This window comes from Chloroherpetonaceae bacterium (genome assembly GCA_025056565.1).
Classification (GTDB): Bacteria; Bacteroidota; Chlorobiia; order Chlorobiales; family Thermochlorobacteraceae; genus Thermochlorobacter.
In genome coordinates this window covers 61,330-81,988 of the sequence record JANWWA010000001.1, presented here as the reverse complement: position 1 = coordinate 81,988, position 20,659 = coordinate 61,330, and the positions used below count along the sequence as shown (strand labels likewise).

General features: G+C 48.9%; 14 protein-coding genes and 1 tRNA gene. 12 read left to right on the top strand and 3 right to left on the bottom strand.

The window, feature by feature from the left end; all coding sequences use genetic code 11:
• Window positions 1-32: 32 nt before the first annotated feature.
• Together nuoL and nuoK are read right to left on the bottom strand one after the other, a co-directional pair.
• Window positions 33-1,943: an NADH-quinone oxidoreductase subunit L gene (gene nuoL / locus NZM05_00360; protein MCS7012072.1), complete on the bottom strand. Its 1,911-nt coding sequence runs from the start codon at window positions 1,941-1,943 to the stop codon at window positions 33-35.
• 41 nt (window positions 1,944-1,984) lie between these two features.
• The gene (gene nuoK, locus NZM05_00355) at window positions 1,985-2,290 is read right to left on the bottom strand and encodes an NADH-quinone oxidoreductase subunit NuoK (protein MCS7012071.1); all 306 of its coding nucleotides are present in this window, start codon (window positions 2,288-2,290) and stop codon (window positions 1,985-1,987) included.
• Window positions 2,291-2,575: 285 nt separating this feature from the next.
• Here nuoK and NZM05_00350 point away from each other — a divergent pair, with 285 nt between their 5' ends.
• The 8 genes from NZM05_00350 to NZM05_00315 all read left to right on the top strand — a co-directional run bounded on the left by NZM05_00350 (window position 2,576) and on the right by NZM05_00315 (window position 12,392).
• Window positions 2,576-3,493, top strand: coding sequence for an exopolyphosphatase (locus NZM05_00350; GenBank protein MCS7012070.1), 918 nt, complete (start codon window positions 2,576-2,578; stop codon window positions 3,491-3,493).
• 314 nt (window positions 3,494-3,807) lie between these two features.
• Complete coding sequence (locus NZM05_00345) at window positions 3,808-5,010, top strand: saccharopine dehydrogenase family protein (GenBank protein ID MCS7012069.1); 1,203 nt, start codon at window positions 3,808-3,810, stop codon at window positions 5,008-5,010.
• A 254-nt stretch (window positions 5,011-5,264) separates the two neighbouring features.
• Window positions 5,265-6,575: a serine--tRNA ligase gene (gene serS, locus NZM05_00340; protein ID MCS7012068.1), complete on the top strand. Its 1,311-nt coding sequence runs from the start codon at window positions 5,265-5,267 to the stop codon at window positions 6,573-6,575.
• Between the two features lie 38 nt (window positions 6,576-6,613).
• Window positions 6,614-8,326, top strand: coding sequence for a gamma-glutamyltransferase (gene ggt / locus NZM05_00335; GenBank protein ID MCS7012067.1), 1,713 nt, complete (start codon window positions 6,614-6,616; stop codon window positions 8,324-8,326).
• A gap of 15 nt (window positions 8,327-8,341) precedes the next feature.
• Window positions 8,342-9,316, top strand: coding sequence for a DUF3078 domain-containing protein (locus NZM05_00330; protein ID MCS7012066.1), 975 nt, complete (start codon window positions 8,342-8,344; stop codon window positions 9,314-9,316).
• Entirely contained in the window at window positions 9,313-11,004 is a 1,692-nt protein-coding gene (gene argS, locus NZM05_00325; protein ID MCS7012065.1) for an arginine--tRNA ligase, read from the top strand. The genes NZM05_00330 and argS overlap by 4 nt, the downstream gene beginning before the upstream one ends.
• Before the next feature lie 249 nt (window positions 11,005-11,253).
• The gene (locus NZM05_00320) at window positions 11,254-12,057 is read left to right on the top strand and encodes a TonB family protein (protein MCS7012064.1); all 804 of its coding nucleotides are present in this window, start codon (window positions 11,254-11,256) and stop codon (window positions 12,055-12,057) included.
• A 261-nt stretch (window positions 12,058-12,318) separates the two neighbouring features.
• Window positions 12,319-12,392: transfer RNA gene (locus NZM05_00315), tRNA-Pro, on the top strand.
• A 65-nt stretch (window positions 12,393-12,457) separates the two neighbouring features.
• Here the strand turns inward: NZM05_00315 and eno are convergent.
• The gene (gene eno / locus NZM05_00310; GenBank protein ID MCS7012063.1) at window positions 12,458-13,798 is read right to left on the bottom strand and encodes a phosphopyruvate hydratase; all 1,341 of its coding nucleotides are present in this window, start codon (window positions 13,796-13,798) and stop codon (window positions 12,458-12,460) included.
• 291 nt (window positions 13,799-14,089) lie between these two features.
• Here eno and NZM05_00305 point away from each other — a divergent pair, with 291 nt between their 5' ends.
• The 4 genes from NZM05_00305 (at window position 14,090) to recG (ending at window position 20,655) form a co-directional block, all read left to right on the top strand.
• Window positions 14,090-15,400, top strand: coding sequence for an ArsA family ATPase (locus NZM05_00305; protein MCS7012062.1), 1,311 nt, complete (start codon window positions 14,090-14,092; stop codon window positions 15,398-15,400).
• 136 nt (window positions 15,401-15,536) lie between these two features.
• Window positions 15,537-16,124, top strand: coding sequence for a 4Fe-4S binding protein (locus NZM05_00300; GenBank protein MCS7012061.1), 588 nt, complete (start codon window positions 15,537-15,539; stop codon window positions 16,122-16,124).
• 110 nt (window positions 16,125-16,234) lie between these two features.
• A complete protein-coding gene (locus NZM05_00295) occupies window positions 16,235-18,442 on the top strand; it encodes an adenylate/guanylate cyclase domain-containing protein (GenBank protein MCS7012060.1) in 2,208 nt (735 codons plus the stop codon).
• A gap of 74 nt (window positions 18,443-18,516) precedes the next feature.
• Window positions 18,517-20,655 (top strand): ATP-dependent DNA helicase RecG, encoded by a 2,139-nt coding sequence (gene recG, locus NZM05_00290; GenBank protein MCS7012059.1) that lies wholly within the window; start codon window positions 18,517-18,519, stop codon window positions 20,653-20,655.
• Window positions 20,656-20,659 lie beyond the last annotated feature (4 nt).

Here is a 20,659-nt window from a genome sequence, read left to right as displayed (position 1 = left end):
GTGTTAAAAAAGCGTCGCCAGCTATGTGCTAACTATGAAAGGCTCACCAGAATAAAACTCAGTATAATCATCAAGCCGAGCGTAATGGCGAGCGCATAATTCTGAGCAATGCCTGATTGAATACTGCGCAAGGCTTCCCCCAAACTCAGCACCAGCTTGCCTAAGCCACTGAATACATTTTCAAGCACCGTTTGCTCTACGGCTTGACTGGTGCGAACCAGCAAAAGCTGGAACGGTTGCACAAAGAGCCGCTCGTAAAGCTCGTCAATATAATACTTTTTGGAGAGCAAGGAACGCCAAGCGCTGTCAGTCTCAACAGGCGATTTTGAGTATAATGAATATGCTGCAAAAAGTCCAACCAACGCAATAAAGCTGGAGAGAGCAAGTAGCACCCATTCAGTTGAGTGAGAAAGGGAATGAGGCGATGAGGGAAATTGAAGCCATTGATGCAAAAAGCCATGCGCCGTTATCACAGGTGGAAGATTAAGTAAGCCACCTAATAGAGAAAGCACGCCAAGTAGCCACAAAGGCAGTGTCATCGTAAATGGAGACTCGTGCGGGTGATATGAAGCCGAGTAACGTGGCGCACCTAAAAAGGTGAGGGCATAGAGGCGCATCGTGTAGAAGGCTGTAAAGGCTGCAGTAACAAGACCAACGCCATAGAGCAAAAATTGACCTGATGCAAAGGTCTGTGCCAGAATTTCATCTTTGCTAAAGAAGCCAGCCGTGAGCGGTGCACCAGCCAGCGCCAGTGAGCCTAAAAGAAAGGTAAGCGATGTAGCAGGCATAGCACTTCGAAGGCCACCCATCTTACGAATGTCTTGTTCTTCATGCAAAGCGTGAATAACCGAGCCACTGCCCAAGAACAAACACGCCTTAAAGAAAGCATGGGTGATTAAGTGAAAGATGGCGGCTGAAAATGCCCCGACCCCCAGTGCTAAGAACATATACCCCAGTTGTGAGACCGTAGAATATGCCAAGACTTTCTTAATGTCGTACTGTGCCAGTGCAATTGTGGCTGCCAGAATTGCAGTCAGGGCGCCGATTGTTGCAACCAGTTGCATGGTAGCGGGCGACATGACATAGAGCGGAGCAAGGCGTGCAATCAGATACACGCCGCTGGTGACCATCGTCGCCGCATGAATCAATGCGGAAACAGGAGTTGGGCCGGCCATGGCATCAGGTAGCCATGTGTAGAGTGGAATCTGCGCAGACTTGCCCGTGCAGCCAATGAAAATGAGCAGCGTAATCCAGAATAAATGAGTCTCGTCAAGAAGAGACTTTTGCTCTAAAATAGCGTTGAAATCCAACGTGCCAATTTTCTGGAAAAGCAAAAACATTGCAGTTAGCATTGCAAAATCGCCAACGCGGTTCATAATGAAGGCTTTATTTGCAGCATCGGTGGTGGTCGCAATGCCGACACCCTCGAAAGAGCGGTCATACCAGAACCCAATCAAAAGATAGGAACATAGCCCAACGCCTTCCCAGCCCAAAAACATTAGCGGCATATTGGCAGCAAGCACAAGGTTGAGCATGGCGAAAATGAAAAGGTTGAGGTAGCTGAAGAATCGTGCAAAGCCTTCGTCACGATGCATATAGCCAATGGAGTAAAAATGAATCAAGCTGCCAACACCCGTTACCACCAGCATCATTGTAACCGACAGTGAATCGATCTGGTAGGCAAGGCTGATGCGCAAATCACCTGCAGCAAACCACTCATAGATGGGCACGACAAAAAGACGTAGGTTTTCGGGAAGCTCTGAAAGCTCGAGCCAGAGACCAATGCCAATTGCAAAAGACACCACAACACTAAGCGTCGAAAGAAGCCCAGTGAAAAACTCACGAGAAGACACTCCACGCACAAATCCTAATCGATCAAGCAGACCACAGATAAGAAAGCCAAAAAGTGGGGAGAGGATTGCAAGGAAAACATATTCGTGCATAGACTTCCTAAGTCTCTAAGTTTGATGAGCGAAGTTGGCAGTTAACCTTTGAGTAGATTGACTTCGTCGACATTGACGGTTTGCCGATTGCGAAAAAGCGAGATGATAATTGCTAAGCCTACAGCTGCCTCAGCCGCTGCAACGGTCATGACAAAAAAGACCATCATTTGACCTTGAAGGTCGCTTAGGAAATGAGAGAAAGCAACAAACGAAAGATTAACTGCATTAAGCATGAGCTCAATGCACATAAAAATCACAATTGCGTTGCGCCGCACCAACACGCCAACGACGCCCATTGTGAACATAAATGCAGAGAGCCAAAGGTAATGGTTGAGTGTAATTTCCATCTTGGATGTTTGTCTGCGTTACGAGTCGTGCAGCAATATACCAAAAAGCGGTCTCACTGCCTTAGAGCGAGTGCAAAAGTGTAGCTAAATCAAGAACAGCAGGTATTAGAGGAAGTGTTCAATTCCTTGCCTTGCAAAAGAGAGAAGTGATGCTGGTGGCGGCGAAATAAAGAGCGTCAACGCAGTACCTTTGCAATCTCACATAGCAGCAGAACGGGCTTTTAAAACTCAGACGGCATCTATAACTTCACACAACGGCTTTCCCAACTTAGACAAACACGCACTATGAGAGTCCTGACCCGTTCTGACTTCGACGGCCTTGTCTGTGCCGTGCTCCTCAAGCAGGTTGAACCCATCGACAGCATTGAATTTTGCCACCCGAAGGATATGCAAGACGGCAAAATCAAGGTTACAAACGAGGATATCATCTGTAACTTACCGTATCACCCAGACGCAGCAATGTGGTTCGACCATCACGCCAGCGAAGCAGTGCGCAATGAAGATATTACTTTCAAAGGGCGATACGAGGTGGCGCCAAGCGCTGCACGCGTGGTCTATAACTACTATGCAACACAAGGCAAAGCCGATAAGCTCGAGCGCTTCAAGCCGATTATTGCTGAGGTAGATAAGACGGATTCCGCGCATCTGACGCCAGAAGATGTAACCAATCCTTCAGGCTGGGTGCTGCTGTCATACCTCATGGATCCACGCACAGGCTTAGGTAAACAGCATGACTATACCATCAGCAACAAAGAGCTGATGATGAAACTGGTCGATTGGATGGCTCAATACTCTGCAGAGGAGATTATGGAGCTACCAGACATCAAGGAACGCATCAAGCGCTACAAAGAAGATGAGCAAGCATTCAGAGAGGCTTTGCTCAAGCATTCTAGGCAAGATGGCAATGTGGTAATTACAGATTTTAGAAACGTGCAGACACCGGTGGGGAATCGATTTCTCATCTATGCGCTTTTCCCAACTGCAAATATCTCTGTGCGCATTATGGACGGCAAGCAAGGTGAGTTTGTAGCCGTTGCAGTTGGACATAGCATCTTCAACCGCACATCTAAGACCGATGTCGGAGCCCTTATGGCACGCTACGGGGGCGGCGGACACCGCGCAGCAGGCACATGCCAATTGCCCCACAATCAAGCCGATGAAAAGATTGCTGAAATCATTGAGGCAATTAAAAAAGATGGGTAGCACATTACAAGGATAGTGAATGCAAAGCTAAGTGCGAGAGCCGTCTTAATGCATGGGAGAAAAGGCTTGACCCCCACCCCATCTTCAAGATGAGGACTGTCACACTCTCACGAAGACTTATGCTGCTGCCGCAGTGCCTAAGGCCAGTGTTTTCCAACTCTCGCAGCCGTGCTAAATTTGCAGGTCATTTTCTTTAATGAACACTCTTCGAGAGATATATGGACTCACGTTCACCCGGCAGTCAGATTCAATTGCTACTGAGAGCCTTGTGCCAAACATAAGTTTTTCTTCAACCCTTAAACCATTGTGTGAAAATGAACACTGTTCTCATCATCGGTGCAGGGGGTGTTGGGCGTGTTGCAGCCTTTAAGTGCGCAATGAACCCCGATATCTTTCACAACATTGTGCTAGCCAGTCGCACTAAAGCAAAGTGCGATAAAATTGCAGCAGACATTCAAGCGAAGTTGAACGTCCATATTAAAACAGACTGTGTAGATGCGGACGATGCAAAGCAGGTGATTCAGCTCATTGAAAAATACCAGCCAAGCATGGTGCTCAACCTTGCCCTACCTTATCAAGACCTACCGATAATGGACGCCTGCCTTGCAACGAAAACAGCCTACCTTGACACAGCAAACTATGAGCCGAAAGACACTCCAAAATTCGAGTATCGCTACCAGTGGGCATATCACGAGCGCTATCAAGCAGCGGGCATTACGGCTATTTTAGGCTGCGGCTTCGACCCGGGCGTCTCACAAGTCTTTACCGCTTACGCCGCAAAGCATCACTTCGATGAAATCCACTACCTCGACATTGTCGATTGCAATGCTGGCAATCACGGCAAACCCTTTGCGACAAACTTCAATCCAGAAATCAACATTCGTGAAATCACGCAAAACGGAAAGTATTGGGAGAATGGTCGGTGGATTGAGACCAAACCACACGAAATTCACAAGCCACTGACTTACCCCAACATCGGACCGAGAGAATCTTACCTCATCTATCATGAGGAGTTAGAATCGCTGGTTAAAAATTTCCCGACGCTTCGGCGCGCACGCTTCTGGATGACATTCAGCCAAGAGTATCTGACGCACCTACGTGTTATTCAGAATATCGGCATGGCATCAATTAAGCCCATCAAATACAAAGGCGTAGAGATTGTCCCACTTGAGTTTTTGAAAGAAGTGCTGCCCAAGCCCGATGAGCTAGGCGAGAACTACACAGGCGAAACCTCTATCGGTTGCCGCATTCGAGGTATCAAAAATGGCAAAGAGAAGACTTACTATGTCTATAACAACTGCAGTCACGAAGCGGCATACAAAGAAACAGGCACGCAAGCTGTTGCCTACACCACAGGTGTGCCCGCAATGATTGGTGCAATGCTCTATTTACAAGGCAAATGGAAAAAGCCAGGGGTGTGGAACTGCGAACAGTTTGACCCTGACCCATTTATGGAATTGCTACCAAAGCACGGTCTGCCTTGGCATGAATTGCACGACATTGATTTGGAAGTCTAACAAAAAAAGCGCACCCAGCTGCACTGGCACGTTCAAGAAGAGCGTTGAAGCGCAAACTGTCTTGCCCTTTCCCTGCATGTGCAGCAAGGAAAGAAGCAAGAGCCGATGTGAGGGTTGCACGGCATTTCTTTGTGTAGTGAGCTGATGAATCATTGCAGGCCGCTAAGCAGCACTGGGCACGCCTTTGTTTCAGCATTTATGCTATCTTTGCGACCATTTACAAAACTGCGAAGCAAAAAACGCTTTTACTGTCAATGATTGACCTGAGGCTCATTCGCGAAGCCCCCGAGAAAGTCAAAGCAATGTTAGTGGCGCGCCAAATGGCAAGTGAGCAAGCAAAAGTCGATGAGCTTCTGGCATTAGACCAGCGCCGCCGCACGCTGGTCGCTGAAGCGGATTCACTAAGAGCACTACGCAACAAAGTCTCCGATGAAATCGCCACCATCAAGAAAAATAAAGGCAATGCAGACGATAAGATTGCAGAAATGAAGAAAGTCTCTGACAAAATCACAGAGCTGGATGCGGAGATTCGTGCTAATGAGACAGCACAAGAAGCCATCTTGCTAAACCTGCCAAATATGCTGCACGAAAGCGTGCCGCTAGGCAAAGATGCCAGCGAGAATGTCGTCTGTAAGGAGGTGCTGGAGTGGCGGCGTGAGTTCGACTTTGAGCCGAAAGACCACTTGCAACTGGGAAGGTCATTAGGCATTTTGGATTTTGAGCGTGGAGCAAAAGTAACAGGAGCAGGTTTTCCGGTCTATGTCGGCAAAGGGGCAACGCTGGAGCGGGCACTCATCAACTTTATGCTGGACTTACACATCTCCAAGCACGGATACAAGGAAGTCTTCCCGCCGTTTTTTGTCAATCAGGCTTCGCTGCGTGGAACAGGGCAGTTTCCAAAGTTTGTCGGACAAGTCTATCGCGTAGGTTACGATGAGCAAGAGCGCTACGAGGAAAGCGGCTTGCAGCTTTTTGCTATTCCGACTGCTGAAGTGCCTGTAACAAACCTGCATCGTGATGAAATTTTGCGCGCAAAAGACTTACCAATCAAGTATGTGGCTTACTCGGCGTGCTTCCGAAGCGAAGCAGGCAGTTATGGCAGAGATGTCAAGGGCTTTCTGCGCGTGCATCAATTCAATAAGGTTGAACTGGTCAAATTCACGCTGCCTGAAACATCTTACGAGGAACTGGAATCTTTGCGAGCTGATGCAGAAGCCGTCTTACAGGCGTTGAAAATCCCGTATCGCGTCGTCCTGCTCTGTTCAGGCGATATTGGCGCAAATGCAGCAAAGTGCTACGACCTTGAAGTATGGTCGCCAGCAGAAAAGCGCTTCTTGGAAGCTTCAAGCTGCTCGAACTTCGAAGACTATCAAGCGCGACGAGCCAACATTCGCTTTAAGCGTGATGAAAAATCCAAGCCAGAATTTGTGCACACGCTGAATGGTTCTGGCTTAGCGACGTCTCGCTTGATGGTCTCGCTTCTGGAAAACTATCAGACCAAGGACGGCAAAGTTGTGGTGCCTGACGTGCTGCGTCCTTACACGCACTTTGAACTGATTGACTAAGCAGATTCCACTCAAACTGGCACAAAAGGAGGCAAAGAATGCGCAAAGCGCTTTTTTCTCTTTTAGCGGTTGTGCTCTCTGTGCAAAGTGAGGCGGAGCTTTTGGCACAGATGCGCCCTGTGAGCACACGCAAAGCGATGGTGGTCTCCGCACAAAAGCTGGCGTCAGAAGCAGGTGTAGCGATGCTGCGTAAAGGCGGCAATGCAATTGATGCAGCCGTGGCAACGGAACTGGCACTGGCAGTTGTGCACCCCGTTGCAGGTAACTTGGGCGGCGGCGGATTTATGCTAATTCGCTTGGCAAATGGCGAGGTCTATGCCCTTGATTATCGTGAGAAAGCCCCGCTGAAAGCCACACGCACCATGTATCTGGATAGCTTGGGCAATCCGTCGCTAGATCGAAGCAAAATTGGGCACTTAGCAGTGGGCGTGCCGGGCACTGTCGCAGGCATCATAGAGGCACATCGGCGCTTTGGCAGACTGCCATTCAAAACCGTGATTCAACCAGCAATTGAGCTTGCAGAGAAAGGGTATCCACTCACGCGCTACAAAGCCGAGATGTTAAATCGCTTTGCGCCACTCTTTGCACGCTACGCTGGCTCACGCAAGTATTTTACCAAAGGCGATACCAGTCAAAAGTGGCAAGAAGGCGACCTATTTGTGCAGAAAGATTTGGCTGAAACTTTGAAGCGCATTCGCGACAAAGGTCGAGATGGCTTCTACAAAGGCAAGACGGCAGAACTCATCATTGCGGAAATGAAACGAGGAGGCGGGCTTATCACGCAAGAGGATTTGGATAAGTATGAAGCTAAATGGCGTGAGCCTATCAAAGGCTCATATCGTGGTTACGAGATTTATTCCATGCCACCGCCGAGCGCAGGCGGCATTGGGCTGGTGCAGTTGCTCTCGCTGGTAGAACCCTACAACCTCAAAGAAATGGGCTTTCAAAGCTCAGAGACAATTCACTTGTTTGCAGAAGCTATGCGGCGTGTCTATGCCGATAGACTCCTCTTAGGCGACCCTGATTTTGTCAAAATGCCCGTCCAAGAGCTGCTCAGTAAAGCCTACCTCAAAGAACGATGGAAGTCCTTCTCGCCCGATACGGTTACACCAAGCACGATGATTTCCAGTGGCAAACCGTTAGCGATTGAGTCCATGGAAACCACGCATTACTCAGTGGTAGATGCCGAAGGAAATGCTGTAGCAACGACCACGACGCTCAATGGCGCATTCGGCTCGTTTGTAGCAGTCGAGGGTGCAGGGTTTCTGCTCAACAATGAAATGGACGATTTTAGTCTCAAGCCCGGCATGCAAAATCCCGGTTTATTGGGTTACGCAGGTCTGATGGGTAGTGAAGCTAATGCAATCATGCCTGAGAAACGAATGCTAAGCTCAATGTCACCCACGATTCTGACCAAAAATGGCAAACTCTTTATGGTCATCGGCACACCGGGCGGTGCGACCATTATCACACAAGTCTTTCAAGTGATTACCAATGTGATTGACTTTGGAATGAACATTCAAGAAGCTGTAAGCGCTAAGCGCATTCATCACCAGTGGCTACCTGATGAGCTGCGCTACGAAAAAGATGCGCTGCGTAAAGATGTAATTCGGGCGCTGGAACGGCGTGGTTGGAAACTGCGTGAGCTACCGTCTTACTACGGCGCTGCAGATGGAATTCTGGTCGGTGATGACGGGTGGCTGTATGGTGGCGCTGACCCCCGAAATGAAGATGCAGCAGTTGGTTTTTAGCAAGCTCATTTTGCGATGCAATGTCAGCTTGCAAGGTATGTTTTGCAATGGGGCGTGGCGCTCGTAGGCATAATGTCAGTTGCCGCAGCGTTTGCGCAGAGCTATCGTGAAGTGGGTCGGCAAAGTCGCATTGTGCAAACAGACACAACGCAGCAAGCTGACACACTGACTGTGGTGCAACTTGTTGAAGTGCGTCAGCAGCTTGTGCGAGCTGCGCCACCGCCCGCTTTCATCTACGAAATTCGCCCCGGACTCTCAATTGTGCAGGCGGCATTTAGCAACTGGGTCGGAGGCGGAGTCAATGCGCTAGCATGGTCAAGTAACCTCAATGTGCGGGTGCAGTATAGACAAGACGCTTGGTTCTGGGAAGCGCGTGCGGTAGCAGAGTTTGGGCAAACGTTGGTTGATGGAGCGTTTCGCAAAACAAATGACCTGCTTGACCTGCAAACCTTTGCAAAATTAGACTTGGGAGCATCGTTTGGCCCACAGTTTGCAGCATCACTGCGCACACAGTTTGCAGATGGGTTTGATTTCTCTCGCTCGGGCGCACCGCAAATATCAGGCTTCTTTGACCCTGCCTATAGCGTGCAAAGTTTAGGCCTCGCCTATGCACGCTCCGACTCGCTGCGTGCTTCGATGGGCATTGCGGCACGTGAAATTTTTACCAATCAATTTCCGAACTTTGCGGATGACCCAAATACAGAAGACATTGAGCGCATTAACATCCGAGCAGGAATTGAGCTTTACATCGTTTGGTTGGTTGAACTGTTCCGAAGCGTCTCGTTTCGCACACGCACGCAACTCTTCGCACCGTTTGCGCGTTTGGGAGCGCTGGAAGTGAATCAAAAATTCACGCTCTTTCTCAACATTAATCAGTTCTTGGACACGCGCTTTACGCTTGTGCTGCTATACCAAGAAAACCTCAGCAAGCGCGTCCAATTGCAAGAGACATTAGAACTCACCATTAGTTTCAAAATCTCGAATCAATGAAAGAGCTGCTGATTTCAGGCATTCAGTCCGCATTAGGAGAGCTGGGCATTGCACTGCCCGAACAGCCAATCTTGATTGAGAAGCCAGCGGACGAAAAGTTTGGCGATGCCTCCACAAACATCGCAATGCTCTTAGCTAAGGCGCTGAAAAAAAATCCGCGCCAGATTGCTACCGACATTGTCGCAAAGTTGCCTTTCCAACACGATACAATGGAGCGCATTGAGGTCGCTGGGGCAGGCTTTATCAACTTCTACTTTGCAAAGCCCTTTATTGTGCGCTCCATCCAAGAAGTGCTTCTGCAGGGTGAGCGCTATGGACGCTCTACGGTTGGAGTAGGCAAAAAAGCAATCGTGGAGTATGTCAGTGCCAATCCAACAGGGCCGCTGACCGTCGGTCGTGGGCGAGGCGGGGTCTTGGGCGATACAATTGCAAACCTGCTCGAAGCACAGGGCTACAGCGTAACGCGAGAGTATTACTTCAACAATGCAGGACGGCAAATGCGTATCTTGGGCGAGTCTGTTCGACTACGCTACCTCGAGTACTGCGGCGAAAAAGTTGACTTCCCCGAAGACTATTATCAAGGTGAGTATATCAAAGACATCGCAAGAAAGATTTACGAGCAATACGGCGACACCAAGAAAGAAAGTGCATCACCCTATTTCTTCAAGGAGTTTGCCGAAGCAGAGATTTTTGAATCCATCAAAAAGACACTCTTGCGCTTAGGAATTAAGCATGATTCTTACTTTAACGAGCTGGAACTCTACCGCCGTGAGTGCGGCGAACCCAGTCGTAACGACCGCGTGATTGAAGAGCTAGACCGACTGGGTTATATTGAGCGGCGTGATGGAGCAATCTGGTTTAAGACCTCACTTTTGGGCAAAAAAACAGTAAATAAGGAGACAAAGGAGGAAATCCCTGTCGACACTGTGCTCGTGAAGTCCAACGGTGAACCAAGCTATCGCTTACCTGACATTGCTTATCATATCACCAAGTTTGAGCGTGGCTTTGACCTAATCGTCAATGTCTTTGGTGCTGACCATATCGACGAATATCCCGATGTGTTGCGCGCACTACGCGCCTTAGGTTATGATGACTCGCGTGTCAAAGTGGTGATTAACCAGTTCGTTACAACGACAATCAACGGGCAAGTCGTGAAAATGTCCACGCGCAAGGGGAATGCCGACCTGCTTGACGACCTGATTGATGAGGTAGGGCCAGACGCCACACGCTTTTTCTTCATGATGCGCTCCAAAGACACGCACCTTAATTTCGACTTGGAGCTTGCTAAGAAACAAAGCAACGAAAACCCTGTATTTTACCTGCAGTATGCGCACGCTCGCATTTGCGGCATCGAACGCGTGGCGGTGGAAACCGCAGGTTTTGCCCCGAATCCTTCTGAGTATGGAGTACTCGAGCATCTGTCTCTGAAAGAAGAGCTGGACTTAGCAAAAACATTGATGCGCTTCCCCGAAGCGATAACCTTCGCAGCAGAAAGTTTAGAGCCGCAGAAATTGGTCACCTATCTCAACGATGTAGCAGCAGCCTTTCACAAGTTCTATGTGGAGTGCCGCATTGTCGGTGAGCCTGAGCCGATAATGAAAGCACGCCTATACCTTGCGCTGGCAACCCGACAGGTTTTGCGCAACGGTTTCAAAATTCTGGGTATCTCTGCACCTGAGCGAATGTAACCAAGTAAAAACAACAGGCCGCTCATTTTGCCTGCTAAGAAAGCAAACTGCGGACAGTAGAGTAGAGTGGGGGTTCGGATGCACCGACCTCTTTCTCACGCAATCAAAATGCTGCCCCTGCAACGCAATGCTCTTGCAAGCGTTGTATTTCTCGTTAAAAAATGATTAAATTTTTAGAAAGACCAACATGAAGTTACTGGCAGCATAAGTCCATTTTTTTATCAAGTAAATCGTTACAAAAGGGAGACTATGAAAAGCGCATTACTATACTCGGCTATCCTTTTCCTCTTCACTTCGGCAAGTAGCGCAGTGTGGGCACAAGGGCGAGTGATCGGCAGAGTAGTAGATGAGCGTGGTGAGCCAGTGGGCGGTGCCACCGTGTCGTTGGTGGGTAAAACCGTGCCACATACGCAGGCAGCGATTTCAAATGGGCAGGGATATTATGTGCTGCTGGGAGTTCAAGAGGGTGGATACGAAGTGCGCGTGAAACGTCGGGGCTACCCTGAATGGAGGGCTGAAATTGCTGTCGCAGCCTCAACAACCAAACGAATGGATGTAAGGCTGGGTGAAGCGCCTGAGATTGTCGTGAAAGCAAATCCTGCAAGCGCGGACAAGGATAGAGACAAGGGCAAGCAGCAGGAAGCTGAAACGCAGTATAACATTGCTCGTGATATTGAGGTCAGTGCAATTTCAAACGATGCAGGTATGCTGAGTGCCTTGAAAGCTGCAGAAGAATTTGCAAAGGTGGAAGAAAGCGTAACGATTCCTGACAAGGAAGTCGAGCTAATTGGAGGGGTCGAGGGACTCTACAAAAAGGTTGTCTATCCTTTCACGGCGGAACGCGCCCGAATTGAAGGTCAAGTCGTAGCGAAGGTCTATATTGATGAGGCAGGTTATATCACCCAAATTAGCTTAGTGAAATCAGCTCATCCACTGCTCAACGCAGAGGTGCTTCGCGTCATTACAGAGGAAGCACGCTTTTTGCCGGCACAAGTGAAAGGAAAGCCCGTCAAGAGTGCAATGATTATCCCGATTCGTTTCGTGCTGAAATAGAAAAGTGGTAACGTGTACGGCTTGTAAAGGTGCGCTGAGGAGAAGTGAGAGTTTCCCTCAGCGCTTTTTATTTGGTGTAGAATTCATCAGCTCGGTTGAGAATGAAGCGGAGATTGCAGAGCCTGCTCTATTGCTTTTGCTAGCAGCTGAGTTGCAGTGGAGAGGCAGACATACGAAGCTTGGTAGCAACTCGAGCGAGGGGCATGCAAGTTTCAGGAAATCATTGTATCTTTGAAGCCCTTTTCTTGTGGAGGGTAACATCGGCGTGTGGCGCAGCCCGGTAGCGCACCACTTTGGGGTAGTGGGGGTCGCAGGTTCAAATCCTGTCACGCCGACGGTTGTGGCAAAAGCGAAACAGGGCGGCTTTCCAGCCGCCCTTTCTAATTGAAGCAAGTTTCCCTTAGACGCGAAAAGCTGCTCGCCCAAGAAACTTGGCTTCGCTACCAAGCTGTTCTTCAATGCGTAGCAGCTCGTTGTATTTGGCAACGCGGTCTGTGCGGGATAGACTGCCTGTTTTGATTTGCCCAGCATTGGTGGCGACTGCAAGCTGTGCAATCGTGGCATCTTCCGTCTCCCCACTGCGATGAGAAATAATTGATGTATAGCCATTTCGGGTTGCCATGGCGACCGCTTCCAGTGTCTCGGTCAGCGTGCCAATCTGATTCACCTTAATCAAGATGGAATTCGCAATGCCTTGCTCTATGCCACGGGAGAGAATTTTCGTGTTGGTTACGAACAAATCATCACCGACAAGCTGAATGCGTTTGCCCAAACGCTCCGTCAGCATCGCCCAGCCTTCCCAGTCGTGTTCCGCCATGCCGTCTTCCAGAGAAATAATCGGATACTGCTTAACCCAATTTTCCCAATACTCGACCATCTTTTCGGATGAAAGCTCTTGCTTGGTGGATTTCTTGAAGATGTATTTCTTTTTGGCTGGGTCATACAGCTCTGAGGTAGCAGGGTCTAAGGCAATCATCACATTGCCGGCAGGCGCAGAAGAACCAGCATTTTTCTTGGACTTCGATGCACCCGTCGACGCTTCGCCTGCTTTGTAACCAGCTTTACCAATTGCTTCGAGCACAAGTTCAATAGCTTCCTCGTTGGATTTGAGGTTTGGTGCAAAGCCGCCTTCATCACCAACAGCGGTGCTGTAACCTTTGGATTTGAGAAGCGCTTTGAGCGAATGGAAAATTTCGGCACCGCACTGCAGCGCATCACTGAAGGTTGAAAAACCAACGGGCACAATCATAAACTCTTGAAAGTCTACATTGTTGTCTGCGTGGGCACCGCCGTTGAGAACATTCATCATCGGAACGGGCAGAGTGCACGCTAATGCACCCCCAATGTATCGATAGAGAGGTAAGCCAGTAAAATCCGCAGCGGCTTTTGCACAGGCGAGTGAGACGCCCAAGATGGCATTGGCGCCCAGCTTGGACTTATTCTCTGTGCCATCAAGCTCAATGAGCTTGTGGTCAATTTCTGTTTGCTGCGTTACGACCATACCTGTCAGTGCATCATTGATAACAGTATTGACATGTTTAACCGCTTTTAAGACACCTCTACCGAGATACTTTTTCTTATCGCCGTCACGCAGCTCAACGGCTTCGTTTTCGCCCGTGCTGGCACCACTGGGCACGGCTGCACGCCCAAACGATGAACGAGTATAGACATCAACTTCAATCGTGGGGTTGCCACGTGAATCTAGAATCTGTCGAGCGAGGATTTTTTCAATGAGTGGCATAACTTCCGAATTGGATAAGTTGAAGAAAATTCAAAGGGCAAAGCAAATATACGCTAGCTGCAGCGATTCAAAGGAATAAACAGCAGGCTAAGTGAAAATCAAGAGGCGCAGCTGTCCAAAGGCAGCACGATATGTAGCGACCGATTTAGCCGATTTCTGGGCTAAGACTTTAAGTTATAGTGGATTGAGCTGCACGGAATTTCTCGGCACAATCGACTTTTAAGCGCCGCAAGATTGCTCGTGAATTTGCAGATTAGGTGAGCAAGACATTTAAGAGAAAAGGAGAAGAGTATGCTCACCAGAGATCTGCAAGCGCAACTGGGCAACACCAAAATCCCTCGAGTCATCATTTATTCTGGCAAGGGTGGCACGGGCAAAACAACCGTCTCTTCAGCCTCTGCGGTTGCCCTGTCACGTCAGGGCAAGCGCGTGCTAATTATGTCCAGCGATCCTGCCCACTCTATTTCCGATGTCTTCAATTTCAAAATAGGGCGCTTTGAGCCGTGCGAAATCGAACCAAATCTATATGGCTTGGAAATCGACACAATTTATGAGCTCAAGAAAAATATGTCGGGCTTTCAGAAGTTTGTCTCGAGTTCCTACACTAGTCGTGGTGTAGACTCAGGCGTCGCCTCAGAATTGACCACACAGCCCGGCTTAGATGAGATTTTTGCCCTAGCTCGCCTCTTAGATGAAGCAATGTCAGGCAAGTGGGACGTGATTATTCTGGATACTTCGCCCACGGGCAACACACTACGGCTCTTAGCTTACCCTGAGATTATCATTGGCGGCAATATGGGCAAGCAGTTCTTTAAGCTTTACAAAAATATGGCCTCGCTGCAGCGCTCACTGGGCGCCACCAATCAGCCTGACCCTGAGTTCTTCGAGGAAGTCAATATGTTAATGAAGCAGATGGACGACATCAACAAGTTCATCTTGCGACCAGAAGTAACCTTCCGCTTAGTTCTAAATCCAGAAAAACTCTCCATTCTCGAAACCAAGCGTGCCTACACATTTGTCCACCTCTATGGCATTAACATTGATGCGATTGTGGTGAACAAAGTCTTGCCAACAGTAAAGACCGTCGGCGAGTATTTCGAGTTCTGGTCAGACCTGCATCGTAAGTATCTTTTGGAAATTGATAACTCGTTTTACCCGACACCAATTTTCCGCTGTGAAATGCAGCGCGTAGAACCAATTGGTTGCGATATGCTCTATGAGCTAAGCAAGCTTATCTTCAAAGGAGAGTCGCCTGATAAGGTGTTCTACAGCGGTAAAAACTTCTGGATCGAGAGCAAAAAGGATGCGCTGCCAAATATGAATCGTGAAATTTTGGCGATTCGCATTCCCTTCCTAAAAGATGCCGAAGAAGTCAAGGTCGTACGAATGGGCACAGACCTGAGTGTGACAATAGATCGCAACCATCGAGTGATTACATTACCACGGGTGCTCTACACGCTGGAAATGGAAAGCTTCGTGCGTGAAGGGGATGTGCTCAAAGTGCTCTTCAAAGAGCCACCAATGGAAAAAGAGCCGATGGAACTGAACGTGGACAAAGGTATCTTGAACAAGCTGCGCGCAACGCGTAAGATAGCTTCCTAATCGCTAAGCGGCAGGTAACCTGAGCGACACCTGCCGCTGCAAGACGGTTCTAAATCTGAGAGGAGTTGGTACCATGAAGCAAGCTGAGACCATACAAACTCCCCGAGCAACTGCCCAGCAAGATGTTGCAAAAGATTTGCAACCTACTCCGCAAAGCACTCACCACAAAACGCATCGCAAAATCGTCTACAAGCGACTGGTGATTCAGCTAACGTTTATTTTCGTTCATGTGGCGCTGATTAAGTTTGCGATTCCAAACATTCTTTGGGCAGCAATTGGGCTGGTGTTTTGGGGTAGTCTGGTCTATGCTGCCTCACGTAGCGGCCGGTGGGTGTGTTCAACTTTCTGCTGGCTGGGCGGAATTCAAGATATTATGTTCCCCTTTGCCAAAAAGCGTGTATCGTTCAATCCAAAAATTTCGCAGTATGCAACGCTGATTTTACTTGTAATCTGGGTGCCATTAGCATGGCTATTTCATAGTCAAGCAGTGCTCGATATGAGCGAAAACCCCATCAACAATCCATTTAACAGCGAAGAGAGTTTGCTGGTGCAAGGTGGACACTTTCTCATTCTCACACTAGTGGGATTAGGCGTAACCATCTTCGGAGCGCGTGGAATGTGCCACTACTTCTGTCCCTTCGGTATTGTGGTGCAGTTCTTCAAAAACCAGCGCTTAAAGCGGCGCTTGGCTTCAGCACCACCTGCGTCGCCAGTGGCGAAGTAACCGCTGCACTGCATTGAGCAAAGCCCCTGCAGTTATGGCTTACCGCATCTACAGCCTTCCACCGACTAAATGAGGTAGCTGTCTGTGAGGTAGGGTATCTCATAGTCAGTATGCTGCTCTTTCTTATCTTGCAGCAACTAACAATCAGTTCAATGTCAGCAGGTCTTTTGCATTTCTCAAAGCAACTGCGAAAGTCCAAGCCCGTGCGAATTGCAGCGGTTACGCTTGCTGGATTCGGGCTCAGCGCACTGCTGCAGGTCTTGGGCTTGCTGGAGGTGGTGGAGCTGAAGCTTTTAGATGTGCGATTTCTCTACGGTCATAATCCGCACCGTGAGGATAACTCCGTTGTGATGGTGGCAATTGACCAAAACAGCCTGACTTATTTCCAAAAGCAAGGGCAAAGCTGGCCATGGCCGAGAGAGTTTTATGCCGTAATGGTGCGTTACCTTCACAAGGCAGGCGCAAAAGTGATTGCCTTTGATGTGGAATTTTCACAGCCTGATTTTGACCGCTTGAGTGTCGATGCAGCCACCTCTGACAGCGCATTTGCCTGTGCACTAAAAGAAAGTGGCTGTGCCGTGCTGGCAACCTATCTCTCGAGTGATGTGCATACGGAGGGCGAAAATGAGGTGTTTTCGAAGCATTTCTTGCCCGCGATAAATGCGTCAAATTTGAATACCCCTGCGTATCGCAGCGCACAAGCACCGATTCCCATCTTTCAAGATGGGGCGGCAAAGCTCGGTGTAGTGAATTTCCAAAGCGACCGTGATGGCATCGCACGGCGTGTGCCACTAATATGCAAGCTGGGTGATAAGTATCTGCCTTACTTCGGACTAAGCTGTTTCATACTTTCCAAAGGCATCGGTAACATAGATTCGCTCCTCAAGACCTTGCCCACTGCAAGCGATGGCAACTTCTTGCTCTATTGGTATGGCAAAGGCGGACCAAATGGCGCATTCAAATACTATCCTGCAGGTGCAGTGATTGCCTCTGCCATTCAACTTGAGCGAGGAGAATCACCCGATATTCCGCCAAGTGAATTTCAGGACAAGCATATCATTATCGGTGCTTCTGCAGCAGGATTGCTGGATTTCAAACCAACCCCATTTACGCCGTTAGAGCCATACCCCGGTATGGAGATTCATGCAACTATGCTGGCAAACCTGCTTAATGGGCATTTCTTGCACGAATTGCCAGAAGAAGGAAGTTGGCTCCTTGCACTGTGTTTAGCAGTTGCAGCTGGCACTGGGTTCTTTCTGCTGAACCGAGTAAGTGTGAGTGTGGTATTTGCTGTTTTATTGGTATTAACTTACCTCGCATCGGTCTATGTTGCATTCATGCAAGCACGCTGGTGGATTCCAGCAGCTTTCCCGATCCTATCGTTTCTGCTGACCTTTGCGCTGGCGGCGGTCGTGAGCTATGCTACAGAAGGCAGAGAAAAGCGCGAGTTGCGAAGAGCCTTCAACCGATACCTGAGTCCGCGCGTCATTGATGAAATCCTTGCCAACCCTGATGAGGTAGAGTTAGGTGGCAAAGAAATTGAGGCAACTGTGTTTTTCTCCGACATTGAGGGCTTTACCAGTATTTCGGAGACACTGACGCCGAAAGAGTTGGTGATGTTCCTCAATGAATACTTTACGCTGGCAAGTCGAATTATCTTAGAGCATGGCGCAATGGTTGATAAATACATCGGCGATGCGATTATGGCAATTTTTGGGGCGCCAATTCCAAAGGATTTACATGCAGCGTCAGCTTGTCTTACTGCTTTGGAAATTCACCGGCAGCTAAAAGCATTTTATGAAAAGAAAAGTGCGGACTTGCCACATTTTCAGACACGCATTGGACTGAACACGGGAAAGATGGTTATCGGCAACATCGGCTCAGAGATGCACATGGACTACACCGTCATTGGTGATGCAGTAAACTTAGCCTCTCGCTTAGAGGGCGCAAATAAGGAATACGGCACAAACATTATCATTAGTGAAAGCACCTATCAGCAAGCAAAAGACTTTATTGAAGTGCGTGAGCTGGATTATCTGCGCGTGAAGGGCAAAGCAATTCCAATTCGCATCTATGAACTGCTCTCTGAAAAGGGAGGGCTTTCGTCGCAGGAGCAAGAAAAAGTTGAGTGCTTTGCCGAAGCACTTGCCTTATACCGCAAGCAGGATTGGGTAGGTGCAATTCGCCGCTTCGAGGCTGTATTGCAGCTCTCGCCAAACGATGGACCTGCCAAGACTTACATTCGCCGTTGCCAGATGCTGGCGCATGAAACACTCCCCGAAAATTGGGACGGCGTGTATGTAATGAAGACAAAGTAGTGTGAGAGAGCAGGACGCTGGTAAGTAACAGATAAGCGTATTTTTTAGTGATAGGAAAAAGTGTCGAGTAAGGTATGCACAGCGCCAGCTTTTTCCAAAGCGACATTAAGTTTCTCAAGGGCATTGGACCAAACCGTGCCGATGCGCTTTACCGCGCTGGCATTCGCACCTTCGAGGATTTTCTGAACTTTTTCCCACGCCGCTACCTTGATAGAACGCTCATCAAAAGCATCGCTGCCCTTCGGGAAGGAGAAACCGCCACAGTTGTCGGTGAAATTAAGTCTGTCCGTCTTGAAGGTACATCGTGGAAAAACCGTCGGCTGGTGGTGCAGCTCTTTGACCGAACAGGGCGGCTTGACCTAACATGGTTTCAAGGGGCGCAGTATCTGCAAAAGGTCTTTAAGGCGGGCGAAGCACTAGCAGTCTCAGGCAAGGTGGGGTTCTTCGGCTCGCGACCACAAATGCTGCACCCTGACTTCGACAAACTCTCCTTACCAGAGTCCAGCGATGGCGAACTGGACGGCGAGCAAAGCGATTATGAGCTGTTTAACACAGGCAAGATCATTGCGCTCTACTCCACAACCGAAGCAATGAAGCAAGTTGGGCTGAGCAACCGCACGCTCCGCCGACTGATGCGGGAAATGCTACATAAAGCAAAGCCATACATTGAAGAAAACTTGCCACCGTTGTTGCTCTCCAAATATGACCTAATGCCCCTACCAGATGCCTACGAACAAATTCACTTTCCAGACTCTATTGAGGCACTGGAGCGCGCCAAGTTTCGCTTAAAGTGGACGGAGCTGTTTTTTATGCAACTGCTCTTTGCTTTGCGCAAAGAAGAGACGGCTAGTACAGTTCATGCCACGCCTTTCTTAAAGGTCGGCGACTACACCAATCGGCTTTACCAGTCTTTGCCGTATGAAATGACCAATGCGCAAAAACGTGTAATTAAAGAAATCCGTGCGGATATGCGCAGCGGTAGTCAAATGAATCGCCTGCTGCAAGGAGATGTCGGAAGTGGCAAGACGCTGGTCGCAATGTTTGCAATGATGATTGCGCTGGATAACGGTGCGCAATGTGCCTTTATGGCGCCAACTGAAATTTTAGCGACTCAGCACTACATCACCCTTAAGTCCTTGCTGGCGCCGCTTGGCGTAACGATTGAACTGCTGGTTGGCAAGCAGCGCAAAAAGTTGCGAGAGGAAATCTTGGAAGCGATTGCAACAGGCAAAACGCAAATTGTGGTAGGCACACACGCCTTAATTCAAGATAAGGTGCAGTTCCACAATCTGGGCTTAGCGATTATTGACGAACAGCATCGCTTTGGGGTCTTGCAACGAAAGGCCTTGCAAGACAAAGCCCTCAATCCACACATTCTACTAATGACCGCAACGCCAATTCCCCGCACGCTGGCAATGACGCTCTACGGCGATTTAGATGTCTCTATCATTGACGAAATGCCGAAAAATCGGAAACCTGTCATCACTTACCTGCGCCATGAATCAGAACGTGAAAAAGTGTATGAAGCCGTAAAGGAGGAAATCCGCAAAGGTCGGCAAGCCTACATTGTCTATCCACTTGTCGAAGAATCGGAGAAAGTGGATTTAGCAGCGGCGGTCGAGAGTTATGAGTATTTGAAGAATAATGTTTTTGAGGAGTGTCGTGTAGGACTCATTCACGGGCGAATGTTCCCTTACGAGAAGGAAGAAGAAATGGAGTTGTTCCGCTCTGGCAAAACGCGTGTGCTGGTTGGCACAACAGTCATTGAAGTCGGGGTGGATGTGCCGAATGCGACAATTATGGTTATTGAACACGCAGAGCGCTTCGGTCTAGCGCAACTGCATCAATTGCGTGGGCGCGTGGGCAGAGGAGCAGAGCAGTCTTATTGTTACCTCATCTACGATAAACTGACCGTCGATGCCAAAGCAAGGCTCTACGCAATGGAAGAGACCACCGACGGCTTCAAAATTGCTGAAATTGATGCGCGCCTACGTGGCACAGGCAACATCATGGGCACGCAGCAATCTGGCAACATTACCAATCTTAAAATTGCGAACCTGAACGAAGACAGCGAGATTTTGCAATCCGCACGCGAAGCGGCGTTTGCCTTGGTAGCCCAAGACCCTCATTTGCGTTTCCCTGAGCACCGCTGCGTGCGTGATTACTACATCCGACACTTCCGCCACAAATATGGGCTTTCCGATGTTGGGTGAAGAG

Coding starts and splice junctions, on each gene's coding strand:
- nuoL (MCS7012072.1), bottom strand. CDS start 1,943: ATGCACGAATATGTTTTCCTTGCAATCCTCTCCCCACTTTTTGGCTTT.
- nuoK (MCS7012071.1), bottom strand. CDS start 2,290: ATGGAAATTACACTCAACCATTACCTTTGGCTCTCTGCATTTATGTTC.
- NZM05_00350 (MCS7012070.1), top strand. CDS start 2,576: ATGAGAGTCCTGACCCGTTCTGACTTCGACGGCCTTGTCTGTGCCGTG.
- NZM05_00345 (MCS7012069.1), top strand. CDS start 3,808: ATGAACACTGTTCTCATCATCGGTGCAGGGGGTGTTGGGCGTGTTGCA.
- serS (MCS7012068.1), top strand. CDS start 5,265: ATGATTGACCTGAGGCTCATTCGCGAAGCCCCCGAGAAAGTCAAAGCA.
- ggt (MCS7012067.1), top strand. CDS start 6,614: ATGCGCAAAGCGCTTTTTTCTCTTTTAGCGGTTGTGCTCTCTGTGCAA.
- NZM05_00330 (MCS7012066.1), top strand. CDS start 8,342: ATGCAATGTCAGCTTGCAAGGTATGTTTTGCAATGGGGCGTGGCGCTC.
- argS (MCS7012065.1), top strand. CDS start 9,313: ATGAAAGAGCTGCTGATTTCAGGCATTCAGTCCGCATTAGGAGAGCTG.
- NZM05_00320 (MCS7012064.1), top strand. CDS start 11,254: ATGAAAAGCGCATTACTATACTCGGCTATCCTTTTCCTCTTCACTTCG.
- eno (MCS7012063.1), bottom strand. CDS start 13,798: ATGCCACTCATTGAAAAAATCCTCGCTCGACAGATTCTAGATTCACGT.
- NZM05_00305 (MCS7012062.1), top strand. CDS start 14,090: ATGCTCACCAGAGATCTGCAAGCGCAACTGGGCAACACCAAAATCCCT.
- NZM05_00295 (MCS7012060.1), top strand. CDS start 16,235: ATGCTGCTCTTTCTTATCTTGCAGCAACTAACAATCAGTTCAATGTCA.
- recG (MCS7012059.1), top strand. CDS start 18,517: ATGCACAGCGCCAGCTTTTTCCAAAGCGACATTAAGTTTCTCAAGGGC.